This window comes from Clostridium lentum (assembly GCF_014287815.1).
Lineage (GTDB): Bacteria > Bacillota > Clostridia > Clostridiales > Clostridiaceae > Clostridium > Clostridium lentum.
The window spans coordinates 313670-326336 of record NZ_JACOOQ010000001.1; the positions used below are offsets into that span (position 1 = coordinate 313670).

The 12667-nt window shown below is 28.6% G+C and carries 13 protein-coding genes and 1 pseudogene; 12 read left to right on the forward strand and 2 right to left on the reverse strand.

What is annotated here, in order from left to right:
- Positions 1 to 39 precede the first annotated feature (39 nt).
- On the reverse strand, positions 40 to 1044 hold the full coding sequence (locus tag H8R92_RS01450; protein ID WP_186834496.1) for an AraC family transcriptional regulator: 1005 nt from the start codon (positions 1042 to 1044) through the stop codon (positions 40 to 42).
- Positions 1045 to 1238: 194 nt separating this feature from the next.
- Between H8R92_RS01450 and H8R92_RS01455 the strand changes: the two genes are divergently transcribed.
- The 6 genes and pseudogenes from H8R92_RS01455 to H8R92_RS01480 form a co-directional block, all read left to right on the forward strand.
- Positions 1239 to 2189 (forward strand): iron-hydroxamate ABC transporter substrate-binding protein, encoded by a 951-nt coding sequence (locus tag H8R92_RS01455; RefSeq protein WP_186834497.1) that lies wholly within the window; start codon positions 1239 to 1241, stop codon positions 2187 to 2189.
- Positions 2176 to 3168, forward strand: coding sequence for a FecCD family ABC transporter permease (locus H8R92_RS01460; protein ID WP_186834498.1), 993 nt, complete (start codon positions 2176 to 2178; stop codon positions 3166 to 3168). Before H8R92_RS01455 ends, H8R92_RS01460 begins: the two co-directional genes overlap by 14 nt.
- Positions 3168 to 4178, forward strand: a complete 1011-nt coding sequence (locus H8R92_RS01465; protein WP_186834499.1) for a FecCD family ABC transporter permease — start codon at positions 3168 to 3170, stop codon at positions 4176 to 4178. The genes H8R92_RS01460 and H8R92_RS01465 overlap by 1 nt, the downstream gene beginning before the upstream one ends.
- A 2-nt stretch (positions 4179 to 4180) precedes the next feature.
- The gene (locus tag H8R92_RS01470; protein ID WP_022168573.1) at positions 4181 to 4972 is read left to right on the forward strand and encodes an ABC transporter ATP-binding protein; all 792 of its coding nucleotides are present in this window, start codon (positions 4181 to 4183) and stop codon (positions 4970 to 4972) included.
- Positions 4972 to 6234, forward strand: coding sequence for an MFS transporter (locus H8R92_RS01475; RefSeq protein WP_186834500.1), 1263 nt, complete (start codon positions 4972 to 4974; stop codon positions 6232 to 6234). Before H8R92_RS01470 ends, H8R92_RS01475 begins: the two co-directional genes overlap by 1 nt.
- A 128-nt stretch (positions 6235 to 6362) precedes the next feature.
- Positions 6363 to 6875: pseudogene (locus H8R92_RS01480) on the forward strand (IS1595 family transposase); the annotation flags it as partial.
- 132 nt (positions 6876 to 7007) lie between these two features.
- Here H8R92_RS01480 and H8R92_RS01485 read toward each other — a convergent pair.
- Entirely contained in the window at positions 7008 to 7514 is a 507-nt protein-coding gene (locus tag H8R92_RS01485; RefSeq protein ID WP_186834501.1) for a GNAT family N-acetyltransferase, read from the reverse strand.
- A gap of 487 nt (positions 7515 to 8001) precedes the next feature.
- Here H8R92_RS01485 and H8R92_RS13115 point away from each other — a divergent pair, with 487 nt between their 5' ends.
- The 6 genes from H8R92_RS13115 (at position 8002) to H8R92_RS01510 (ending at position 12441) form a co-directional block, all read left to right on the forward strand.
- Complete coding sequence (locus H8R92_RS13115; protein WP_243166543.1) at positions 8002 to 8346, forward strand: hypothetical protein; 345 nt, start codon at positions 8002 to 8004, stop codon at positions 8344 to 8346.
- 58 nt (positions 8347 to 8404) lie between these two features.
- The gene (locus tag H8R92_RS13120; protein ID WP_243166544.1) at positions 8405 to 8620 is read left to right on the forward strand and encodes a hypothetical protein; all 216 of its coding nucleotides are present in this window, start codon (positions 8405 to 8407) and stop codon (positions 8618 to 8620) included.
- A gap of 26 nt (positions 8621 to 8646) precedes the next feature.
- Positions 8647 to 9156, forward strand: a complete 510-nt coding sequence (locus tag H8R92_RS01495) for a GNAT family N-acetyltransferase (protein ID WP_186834502.1) — start codon at positions 8647 to 8649, stop codon at positions 9154 to 9156.
- 158 nt (positions 9157 to 9314) lie between these two features.
- Entirely contained in the window at positions 9315 to 10874 is a 1560-nt protein-coding gene (locus tag H8R92_RS01500; protein WP_022168589.1) for an AAA family ATPase, read from the forward strand.
- A gap of 421 nt (positions 10875 to 11295) precedes the next feature.
- Positions 11296 to 11481, forward strand: a complete 186-nt coding sequence (locus tag H8R92_RS01505; RefSeq protein WP_186834503.1) for a hypothetical protein — start codon at positions 11296 to 11298, stop codon at positions 11479 to 11481.
- A 246-nt stretch (positions 11482 to 11727) separates the two neighbouring features.
- Positions 11728 to 12441 carry a hypothetical protein gene (locus H8R92_RS01510; RefSeq protein WP_186834504.1) on the forward strand — a complete coding sequence of 238 codons (714 nt, stop codon included), beginning with the start codon at positions 11728 to 11730 and terminating at the stop codon, positions 12439 to 12441.
- Positions 12442 to 12667: the final 226 nt, after the last annotated feature.

Sequence of the window (12667 nt, forward strand, 5' to 3'; positions counted from 1 at the left end):
AAAAAAAAGAAAAAATGTAAATTTTTGTCGATTGAAAAATTAATTTTTTAACTTTCTAAAAGATAATGGAGTTTTTCCGTGAAGTTTTTTAAACATTTTTATAAAATTACCACTATGGTTATAGCCAACTTTTTTTGCAATTTCATCAATGCTTAACTCAGTGGTAGAGAGTAAATTTTCTGCTAAAGCCATTTTAAGTGATGTTGTATATTGGCTGATAGACATATGATATCTAGATGAAAAACCTGCTTTTAATTTTTGCTCATTTAAAAAAATAGTTTTACTTAATGCACTGATAGTTGGTGGATTACAAAATTCATTGGTTAAAATATCATGAGCTTTTTGAATAGCATTTACATCAGAAGCTGTTAAAGTTACAGTGCGATTTTTTCCAATTGTTACATGTCCATAATTTAATTGGTTAGTAAAAACATTTTCTGGAGATGATTGAATTTCTAAATTAATTAAAGCAATACATTCTAAAATTTTACTTTCTAAATATAAAGATGAAAGTTGACCTTTTTCACCACGACTTCTTAAAGTTTGAATAATAGCAGTTACTTCAATGGGCAGATAATTATAAGTAAAATTAGTAATGAAAGCATGAAAATCTAAACTGTTTGGAAAATTTTTTAAAATAATTTCATCAAAATACTTTTTATAGATAGTTATTTCTGCACCGTGAAAGTGTTGACCTTTTTTCCAGGATTGCTTTCCTTTTGACCCTTTTTCATTAACAAAAAAAGAAGATGGTGTAAATGAGGAAATAGGGTTATTTTCAATCTCAAATTGAGTTTCTCCACTATAAACAGTACCAAACTTTATAAGTTCTTCATTATGTTCAAATGAAATAGAAAAATCATTTGGAATAGTATAATCACCAATTCCAAAATCATAATATCCTTCTCTTGTATATTTAATAAAATAGCCAAGATTTTTTTTATTTTCATTGGTGTATAGTATGTAATTATCTTTAGGATAAGCTGTAAATGTCATTTTTTTTAAAACATTATTTTGAAATTCTTTTGTACTTTTAGCAATCATTTATATAAGTCCACTTTCTTTAATTTTAATCATTTCTTTAATTTTGGTAATAATATATTTATTATATCAAAAAATGTTCAAATAGATGATAAAATTATTAAATTAGGTGTATAACTTGAAGTGATAATCATTCTCATATACAATTTGAACATAGCAAAATGCAGAAAACAAATGAAGTGTGGAGGTACGCAAAGATGAAAAGAAGTTTATTAAAAACATTGGCATTGGCTTGTGTGACAAGTGTAATGCTTATGGGATGTGGTAAAACAGGAAATGTTGCAGAAAATGTTGCTAAAGAAGATACAATGGTAGTTACAGATGTAAGAGGAGAAGTTGAAATACCATCAAATCCTAAGAGAATAGTTGATTTAAGTGGAAATAGTGATATTTTATCAATTTTAGGATATGATGTTGTAGGTACAGCCAATAGTGATGCTTATGATTATACTAAATTTCCTTCATATTTAGAAGAAACATTAAAAGGTGCTGAAATTTTAGGATATAGTATGCAAGATACTATGGATGTAGAAGCTGTAATGAATTTAAATCCAGATTTAATCGTTATATCAACAGTTCAAGAAAAAATGTATGATCAATTAAGTGAAATTGCTCCAACAGTAATGATTCAATTAGAAGCTTTAAATTGGAAAGATGATGTTAGAAACTTAGCAAAAGTATTTGATAGAGAAGAAGTAGCTGAAACTTGGTTAAGTAATTATGAAACAAAAGCTAAAGAAACAGGAGATAAAATTAAAGCTGAATATGGTGAAGATACAACATATCTTTCATTCTTAGCAAGTGGTGGACAATTCTTTGTGTTTGATGGTGCAGGATTTGGAGATGTATTATATAACGATATGGGATTAGCTAAACCATCAGGAATGCCAGAACAAACTGATATAAGCCTTCCAGTTGTTACATACGAAGGATTAGCATCAATAGAAGCAGATTACATATTTGCAATAGCTACAGATGAAGATTTAGCTCAAATGGAATCAAATGCAATTTGGAACAACTTACCAGCAGTTAAAGAAGGTCATGTAAAGGTGTTACCTTCATCACCATACTTTAACCAAGGATACAGCTGTATAGGTAGAGAAAAATTAGTAGATGAAATAGGTGACATGTTAAATGAAACAAAGTAGTAAGCGTTTATCAATATTTTTGATTTGCAGTTTGTTACTTTTAGTAGTAGGACTGGTTCTAGCCGTAAGGTTAGGATCCGTCCATATTGCTTTTTCAGACATTTTTAACAGTATTTTTAATTATAGTGAAACTTTAGAACTTATGCTTGTTAGAGATGTTCGTATTCCAAGAGCACTTTCTGTTTTAATGACAGGAGGAATACTAGGAGTAACAGGTGCAATGATTCAAGGTGTTACAAGAAACCCTATAGCAGAACCATCTATACTTGGTGTAAGTCAAGGGGCAACTTTAGTAATAGCTATTTTTTATGCAGCAGGAATAGGAATAACAACAAAAAATGTAATGATTGCTTCATTTATAGGAGCACTTATAACTGGTCTTATAGTTTTAGGCTTTATATCTAAAAAAGCAAATAATAATTCCATTGCAAAAATCCTTTTAGCAGGAACAGCCATGAGTACATTCTTCGTATCCTTAACAACAGTAATAGGACTTTTAACAAATCAATCTCAAATGATAGGTTTCTGGGTTTCAGGAGGATTTAGAAATGCAACTTGGGCAGATTTTAAACTTGTATTTATTGTAGGAATTATAGGTCTTATAATTACAATGATATTATCACCAAAGATAAATATTTTAAATCTTGGAGATGATGTGGCCATTGGTCTTGGTGAAAGTCCAGAAAAAATAAGATTTATTACACTTATGGTTATGATACCTATGATTGCAGCAGCTGTTGCAGTAGGAAAGAACATAGCATTTGTAGGGCTTATTATCCCTCAAGTAGTAAGAAAGATTTTAGGTGAAGATTATAGAAAAAATATTCCTTGTTCATTTTTACTTGGAGCAGTGCTTTTAACTTATGCTGATATTGCAGCAAGAATGTTATTTAATCCATATGAAACTCCTATTGGAGTATTTACAGCAATTATAGGAATACCATTCTTTATTTCAGTGGCTAGAAAGGAGAGAGGATAATGAAGAAAAATAAATTTAAATTAGTTTTAATAATTTTAATGGCTTTATTAATAATCTCCTTTGGAGTGTCCCTATGTTGGGGTACATATAAGGTTACACCTTTAGAAGTTATAAATACTTTACTTGGAAATGGAAGTAAACTTCAAAATACAGCAATATTAAGTATAAGATTACCAAGGCTTTTAGTGGGAGCATTTGTTGCCATTGCATTATCAACAGCAGGAGCAATACTTCAAACCATCACTAAAAATGATTTAGCTGATACAGGAATAATAGGTATAAACGCTGGTGCAGCAGTGGCAGCAGTATTATTCATTACATATTCTACAGGAGCTTATTATAGTGAATTAGGACAACTTTCAATATTTGTACTGCCATTTATGGCCATAGTAGGTGCATCAGTTACAGCTATTATAATTTATATGATGTCAACAACTCATGAAGGAATAAGACCTAAAAGGTTATTACTTATAGGAATTGGATTAAATGCAGCACTTAATGCTTTTATAACTTTCTTTACATTTAGAGGTGGAGTAGGAGATTATAACAGAGTATTAATATGGACATCAGGAAGTCTTTGGGGATCAGGATGGAGCTATGTAAAAGTGATTGTTCCAATAGTAGCTGTAATGTTTATATTGGTTTTATTAAACCATAAAAAATTAGATGTTTTAAATCTTTCAGATGAACTTGCCATATCACTGGGATTAAATATAGAAAAAGAAAGAAAAAAATTCTTAAGCTTAGCAGTTGTTTTAGCAGGAACTGCCACAGCTTTTGCAGGAAATATTGGATTTTTAGGACTTATAGCACCACATATTGCAAAGAAATTAGTGGGACCTTATCATAAAAAGTTTATATCAGTATCAGCAATGATAAGTATAGTAATAGTACTTATTGCAGATGCAGTTTCGAGAAATTTATTTTCTCCAATTGAAATTCCAGTGGGAATAACAGTATCAATATTTGGAGTACCATATTTTATTTATTTAATGATGAAGGAGAAATAATTATGGAAGCTATTAGTGTAAAAAACTTAAGTGTAGCATATGAAAATAACACAATAATTGAAGATTTAAGTTTATCCATACCTAAGGGGAAAATAAGTATAATAATTGGAGCTAATGGATGTGGTAAATCAACATTTTTAAAAACATTAGCTAGAATTAATAAACCTAAGGCTGGAGAAATTTTTATAAATAAAAAAGATATTAAAAAGATAAATGAAAAGAATATAGCAAAGGAAGTGGCATTTCTTCCTCAAGGGCCAGTATGCCCAAGTGGACTTACAGTAAGAGAACTTGTGGCCTTTGGTAGATTTCCACATCAAAAGCTTATTGGTGGCTTAAATAGTCATGATAAAGAAGTTATTGACTGGGCAATAAAAGAAACAGGACTAAGTGAATTTGCAGATAGAGAAGTTGAAAATTTATCTGGTGGCCAAAGACAAAGAGCTTGGATAGCAATGACTTTAGCTCAAGAAACAGAAATAATAATGCTAGATGAACCTACAACTTATTTAGATATGTCTTATCAGCTTGAAGTATTAGAAGTTCTTGAAAAGCTAAATAAAGAAAAGAATATTACAGTGGTTATAGTTCTTCATGAGCTTAATAATGCATGTAGATTTGCAGATAACATCATTGGATTTAAAAAAGGAAAAGTTATTTGTGAAGGAAAACCATTAGATGTAATTACTAAAGAAAATTTAAAGAAAATATACGGAATAGAAGCTAATCTTACAATAAGTGAAGATGGCAAGTATCCAATATGTATGGAATACGATCTTTTTAGGGAGGCTTAATGAGAAATAAAAACTTTTTAATAATAGTAATAGGGCAGATAATTTCTCTCTTTGGAAATGCCATACAAAGATTTAGTATGTCATTATACTTATTAGAGTTTACAGGAAGTACAGCTGTATTTTCACAGATATTAGCAATATCAACAATACCTTATATAATTTTTGCACCTATTTCAGGAAAGCTTTCTGATAGTGTAAATAGGAAAAAAATAATGGTATATTTAGATTTCTTTTGTGCAGCACTTATTGGAATATATGCATTTATATTATTAAGAGGAAATGATAGTGCACTTATAGTTGGTACAGTGATGTTTATATTATCAATATGTTACACATTATATGGACCAGCAGTAACATCTTCCATACCTCAAATAGTAGATGAAGAAAATTTAACTTCTGCCAATGGAATAATAAATCAAGTAGGATCAATAGTAAATGTGGTAGGACCTATTTTAGCTGGAATACTTTATGGATTACTTGGAATAAAGGTTATTGTAATAATAAATGCTGTAAGTTTCTTATTATCAGCAATTATGGAAATGTTTTTAGATATTCCAGATGTGGCTAAGAATGATGAAAGTACAGAAAAACTAGTATCAATGGACTTTGTAAAGAAATCTTTTGTGGATATGAAGGATAGCTTTGTATATTTAAAAAAGGAAAAGAAAGTTGTTCTTGCAATTATAGCTTCATATGCTTTTTGTAATATATTCTTAGTACCTATTTTATCAATAGTTGCACCATATTTTATTAATGTATTACTTGCACTTCCATCAGAGATTTATGGAATTGTTGAAGGTGTATGTGTACTAGGTATGATATTAGGAGGTTTTTGGATAAGTATAAAACCAAAGATGTTCTCAATGAATAAGGTACATTATACATATTATCCTATGATATCAGGGGTTATATTAATGTCCATATTAGGATTTATAAAGATAAATAATTATGCTATGGCAGCAATTTTTGCCTTTGGTGGATTATTAATTATGTTATCTTTATCATTATCAAATGTACTTACATTAACATTTATACAAAAACAAGTTCCAGCAAATATGCTTGGACGTGTATCAGCATTTTCAGTGGCAGTGGCAACGATAAGCGTTGCGCCAGGGCAATTATTATACGGACAAGTTATTGATATGGGGATTCCACTTGGAGTAATTCTTATTGTAACAGTGATATTTAATATTGGACTTGTTGTCTTTATTAAGAAGAGGGTAAGTGACACAGTTGTGGAAAGTGAAGAAAAAGCAGCTTAAGATAATGATGAAATATCAGTGATAAATGATGAATTGAGGAATAAACTCATAAGTTTAGAAAACTGTATAATTAAGAATGAAAAATTAAAAATGAATATGCTTAATTAATTGAAAATTGATAATTAAGTATATCCAAGGAATTTGCCTGTGTGTTATGTGGTGTAGATAGATTAGGTAATTTATACACTGGATTAATATATGATGGTAGACCTAAATATACCGATATAAATAGGGCTCTATTAAATGTTGTTGAAGAGAATTCTATATTATGTACTGATAAGCATAGGAGCTATATCTTCTTTGCAGCTCAACATAATTTTGAATTACATCAAATTAGAGATGGAAGAAAAACTATGGATATTTACAATATTCAAAGAGTTAATGCCTTTCATAGTAGTTTAAAAAGATGGATAAACAAGTTTAATGGAGTCTCAACAAAATACCTAACTAACTACTTATTCTGGTATAAGTGGAGGCAATTATTTAAAACAGAAATGGAAAGAAATAAGCCTAAAAAATTCTTTATTCATGCTAATTCAACATATTCTATATCTTTAATAAAGGATTTTAAAATCAGAAGACAAATATATATATATAAGGTAAGATATGTTTTATTTTACTGTTTTTTAATGTGCAATTAATATAATGATTGATGAACAATCTAAATGAATTGCGAACTAAAAAAATACCGCATATTTTTTATTTAATAATACGGTATTTTCATTAATTTTATTTTCTTAATATATTAAATTTTATAATAAACTACCTAGAATTTATTTAAAATAATTTAAATTATTCCAAATGAGTTTTTCTGAATTGGATTCTGTATCTCCAAAGTAGTCTATAAAATCTTTGTAATGTTTTGCACCCATTTTTTCATAAATTCTCTTTGCATTATCATTTCCTTTTACAATACAAATACTCATATGTTCATAACCTTTAATATAAGCATAGCTTCCTACTGTATTGATAAGTTTTGTTCCAACACCTTTTCCTCTTGAAGTTTCAGAAACATGCAGTGAATCTAAATATAAGCAATTCTTTAATTCTTCATCTTCCTTACATGCAGAAAAACCTAAAATTTTTTTGTTTTCATACGCAACAAAGATCCTATGTTTTTCTTTATTAAGATATTCTTGCCATTTCTTTATTCCTTCATTAACAGTCAATCCATTCAAAAAGTTATCTGGTAACAAACCTACATATGTTTTTTTCCAATTCATAACATATAAACTTGCAATTGGTTCAATATCTTCAGCATTTGCTTCTCTAATATTCACTATATTCACCACCTAAAATTTAATTTATATAAATCAAGTTTAATATTATTATAAATAAATTATAGCACATTTTTTAATACCGTATTATTCAATTTTCAAAGATCATTTAGTTCGCAATATTAAAATATTGCGATTTAAATGGACGTCTATTGGACATCCCTTTATGTTATACTTATTTCCACATTATTTTAAAACAAAGCTAAAAATAATTGAAGCAGGAAAAGTTAATAAAAAAGAAGTAATAGTTGGAGATTGGTATCTTTAATTGTTACTTCTTTTTTGTGAAATTGTAAATTTTGAATGAGGACAAGTGAACCGTACCATAAATAAGTGAGGTTTATAGCTTTGGGCATTGATATAACTTGCCTAAGGCTATTTTTTTATCTAAAAATAACGTATCATAAGTAAGGTTATATTTACAAATTATGCTATAATAAACTTAAAGTGAAAGGTAAATAGGAACTACTGATTTTATAGGAGGAAAGTGATGGATTATTATGCACGTGCAAAAAAATTTATATTAAAGAATGCAAGACCTCTTGATATGGCAAGATGGAACTACTTATTCGAAAATGGAAGTAAGGAAGATGTTATTAATATTTTAAAAACTTATCAAAATACTGATGGTGGATTTGCAAATGCACTTGAACCTGATTGTTGGAATATTAATTCAACACCATTGCAAACCTGGGCAGCAACTAGAATCATAAAAGAAATTAATTTAGATGATAAAAACCATCCAATAATAAAAGGGATTATAGATTCTTTATCATCTAATGATGAATTTGATGGTCATAGATGGAATGCTTTAAATATTACAAAAACAAATTAAACAAGTTATAACATATGACACTAAAAGATGGAGTAATGATTATATATGCAAGCCGTCATTGTTCATAGACAGTAAGTCAAGTGATTTTTATTTAGAAAACAAGGATATATGTGATTTTGAATGTCAATTTATTTTAAATATTCAAAATAATGATGGTTCTTGGAATGTTACATGGGATTGGAATAATTATCTTAAAGAGTGGGCTATAAGCAAAAATTGGTGGAAATCAGATATTATTATAAAAAATATTAAGTATATTAAGGAATTTCAGTGATAAATTCTATTTGTGGAGGTGTTAGAATGAATTTTTCGCTTGTTACTATTATTGATGAAGACTTAAATCAGTATAAAGCAGACATACAAGAAGCATTCCAAAAAGGGTTTGAAGATGTTTTTGGTAAGACTGAGGATATTATTCTTCCTGAAAAAGATATTGACAATTCTTTAAATCAAAAGAACTCAGTTGCATATAAAGCAGTTGTTGATGGTGAAATGGTTGGAGGTGCTGTTGTGGTAATTGATGAAAAAACTCAGCACAATTATCTTGATTTTCTTTATGTTAAGTGTGGCACTAGTAGTAAAGGTATTGGTAAGGCAATGTGGGATGAAATTGAAAGATTGCATCCTGAAACAAAGGTATGGGAAACTTGCACCCCATATTTTGAGAAAAGAAACATTCATTTTTATGTAAATAAATGTGGATTTCATATAGTAGAATTTTTAAATGAAAAGAATCAAGGATTAGATATGCCAGAAGATTTTATTGGTGATGGCGGACAGGGTATGTTTGTATTTAGGAAGCAAATGTAATGTGACAACTAGGAATTTGCACGTGGGATTGTTATATATTCTAAGAAGGGATTATAAAGCTAAAATTGAGCCAATAATATTAAAAGTATTATTGGCTTATGTTATAATTGTTGTAATTAAATAGTGGAAAATATAATTAAGGAAGTGATGGTTAATTCTTGAGATATTTAAATACAAATAAACAATTTGAAAACTATAAAGAACTTGTTAATGAAGAATATTTTGTAGATAAATCAATGATAATTAAAATGCTGAATGAAAAAATATCTACTAAGAGCAAGTATATATGTATTACAAGACCAAGGAGATTTGGTAAATCAAGTATTGCAGATATGCTGGGAGCATACTATTCTAAGGCTGTAGAATCTAAAGCAATTTTTGATAAATTAAAGATAAATGTATGCAAAAGTTATGAAGAAAATTTAAATAAATATAATGTGATAAATATATCATTCAATAGCATATCAGATAGAGGAAATACATATGATGATTACATTAAAATGATAAAAACTACCTTGGTAAATGATATTGTAGAAATGTATCCTTATATAAAACCAGAAAAGTATTTTACAATAAGCGATATGCTTTATGATACAAAAGAAAAATTTGTTTTTATCTTTGATGAATGGGATTATATTTTTAATAATAATTTATTTGAAGAAAATCAAAATGATTTTTTAGAGTTCTTAAGAAATCTTTTAAAAGATCAACCATATGTAGCTCTTTGCTATATGACAGGGGTGTTACCTATTAAAAAATATTCTAGTGGTAGTGCACTAAATATGTTTGATGAGTATACATTTTTAAAAGATAGAAAATTTGGAGAGTATTTTGGTTTTGTAGAAGAGGAAGTTATAGAGCTTTGTAATAGAAATGGTAAGATGAACTTTAAAGATCTAGAGAGTTGGTATAATGGATATTTTACTGCTACTGGAATAAGAGTTTATAATCCAAGATCAGTTGTTAAAGCACTACAAAATAATTATTGTGAAAGCTATTGGACTAATACAGGAGCAATGGATGAAGTAAGTGAATATTTGAAATATAATATTTTAGAAATTAGAGATGAAGTTATTGAAATGGTTGCAGGTGAAGAAATAGATGTAATAATAAAAGAAGAGTTTAGAGCAGGGCAAGGGACACCTAAAACTAAAAAAGAAATTTATTCAGCTATGATAGTGTTAGGGTTTTTATCTTATTATGATGGATATTTAAAGATACCTAATAAGGAGCTTATGTTAGAGTTCGAGAAAGCATTAGAAGATGAATCTTTTGGATATGTTTCTAAGATAATAGAAAATTCAAAAAGTATGTTAAAAGCAACTGTTAATAAAGATGTGAAGATAATAGAAGAAATACTTCATGATATTCATAATTCTGAAATTCCAATTTTGCAATATAATGATGAAAATAGCCTTTCTTGTGTACTTACACTAGCATATCTTTCAGCTAGAGATAATTATAGAGTAGAAAGAGAAGAAAAGACTGGAAAAGGGTATGCAGATTTTACTTTTCATCCAAGAAGGAAAAATGATACGGCTTTTATTGTGGAACTAAAAAAAGACGAAAAACCAGAGATTGCATTAAAACAAATAAGAAGTAAAGAATATGTTGAAAAGTTTAAAAGAGAAAATATGGGTAAAAAAATATTAGCTGTGGCTATTTGTTATGATTCCAAAGAGAAAGAACATCATTGTCTTATAGAAGAAATAGATTAGAAAATGATAAACTTAGTTAATGATGAATTGAGGAATAAACTTAGAGAGTTTGTAAGAATTAAAAATGTAAAATGTAGAATGAATAATAAATAGCTAGTTTAAATTAAGTATGCTTTGACATGAGTTATTAATTAACAATAAGAAATATAACTTAATTAAAATGTAAAATGAATAATTAATGTAAATGAAAAATTATGTGAATAGAGAAGTAATAGTTAGGGGGAAATGCCTGTAGCTATTACTTCTTTTTTACATATTTATAGATTTATAATAATAAAATTTAATTTTTAATATAATTTATATTTACATATAATGTCAAAAAAGTAAGAGAAATAGTTATAAAATTAATATTGAAAAAATTATAATTTATTACTAAAATTTAAAAAGATAAGTCGAATATTGTAGAAAAATGGAGGAAAACATGAAAAAAAAGACAAGTGTTTTAGTATTAACAGGTGCAATAACAATAAGTAATATAGGATTAACAACATCTTTTGCAGATGTTAATGATGAAACTTTATTAATTCAAGAAAAGAGTACTATAGTACATAGTCAAGTATCTATAGAAACAGATGGATCAGCTAGAATTGCTGGACAAGATGGTTAATTAGGAACTGCAGATGATGTATTTGTTAGACCAGGAGCAAATGGGCAAGCTCCACATGTTGATCAATTTGGCAATGTAACAGTACCAACTGGAGGACGTGTAGAGCTACCAGACGGAAATATTGTTTGGGATACAGGTAATGATCAGTCAATAGTAGTTCCAGCTGGAACTGTTATTACACCAAATGGCAATGGTGGTGTACCAGTAGTAAATGCAGATGGAAGCGTTAAAATTCCAGATGGAAGTATGATAGTATTACCAATTGGAAGTGATATAACACTACCAAGTGGAAGTTCAGTAGGTAGTAATGGAGATGCTATTACAGCAGGTGGAGTAACTATTAAAGCAGATGGAACAACTATAGTTCCAGGAGCAGATGGACAAATAGGAACAGCAGATGATGTAATTGTTAAGCCACTTATACAACCTGATGCGTATATTGAACTTCCAAGTATTGATGAGTTTGGAAATGTAACATTACCAATTGGAGGATATGTAGAGTTACCAGACGGAACTATAATTTATGATAGAGGTAATGAACAGTCAATAATAGTTCCAGGGGGAACTGGTATTACACCAAATGGTAATGGTGGTGTACCAATGGTAAATCCAGATGGAACTGTTAATGTACCAGAAGGAAGTATGGTAGTATTACCAAATGGGGATGATGTAACTCCAGGAAGTGGAAGTGTTGTAAATCCCAATGGAAGCGTTGCAAACAAAGATGGAAGTATTATAAACCCGGATGGAAGTATTACAGGTGGAAATACAAACAAACCAGGTGAAGATGTAAATAAGCCAAGTGAAGATACAAACAAACCAGGTGAAAATGTTACAAAACCAAGTACAAATCCTAACACAGGAGATAGATCTGTAATGGGGATGTTAGTAGTAGGATCAATGGCGTTATTAGCTTTAGTTAAAAATTTAAAAATAAAGGACAAGTTATTTTTAAAATAGAAAACTATAGATATAGCAGATGAAGAAATTTCTTCATCTGCTTTTTTAAAGTACAGGAAAGTATAAAATTTTCGATGACTGAAAGTTAGATGTTATCTAGCTTTCAACCTTTAAATATGTTAAATTTATTAATTATAAATTAGAGGTTTTTACATATGAAAAAAGGTAAAATAAAAATAATACTAGAAGATCACTGGCATGGGTTCTTAAAAATATATGAAAATAA

Bases quoted from the DNA above. Each gene is read 5' to 3' on its own strand.
- H8R92_RS01460 (WP_186834498.1), top strand. From the start codon at position 2,176: ATGAAACAAAGTAGTAAGCGTTTATCAATATTTTTGATTTGCAGTTTG.
- H8R92_RS01450 (WP_186834496.1), bottom strand. From the start codon at position 1,044: ATGATTGCTAAAAGTACAAAAGAATTTCAAAATAATGTTTTAAAAAAA.
- H8R92_RS01455 (WP_186834497.1), top strand. From the start codon at position 1,239: ATGAAAAGAAGTTTATTAAAAACATTGGCATTGGCTTGTGTGACAAGT.
- H8R92_RS01495 (WP_186834502.1), top strand. From the start codon at position 8,647: ATGAATTTTTCGCTTGTTACTATTATTGATGAAGACTTAAATCAGTAT.
- H8R92_RS01465 (WP_186834499.1), top strand. From the start codon at position 3,168: ATGAAGAAAAATAAATTTAAATTAGTTTTAATAATTTTAATGGCTTTA.
- H8R92_RS01505 (WP_186834503.1), top strand. From the start codon at position 11,296: ATGAAAAAAAAGACAAGTGTTTTAGTATTAACAGGTGCAATAACAATA.
- H8R92_RS01475 (WP_186834500.1), top strand. From the start codon at position 4,972: ATGAGAAATAAAAACTTTTTAATAATAGTAATAGGGCAGATAATTTCT.
- H8R92_RS13115 (WP_243166543.1), top strand. From the start codon at position 8,002: ATGGATTATTATGCACGTGCAAAAAAATTTATATTAAAGAATGCAAGA.
- H8R92_RS01470 (WP_022168573.1), top strand. From the start codon at position 4,181: ATGGAAGCTATTAGTGTAAAAAACTTAAGTGTAGCATATGAAAATAAC.
- H8R92_RS01510 (WP_186834504.1), top strand. From the start codon at position 11,728: ATGATAGTATTACCAATTGGAAGTGATATAACACTACCAAGTGGAAGT.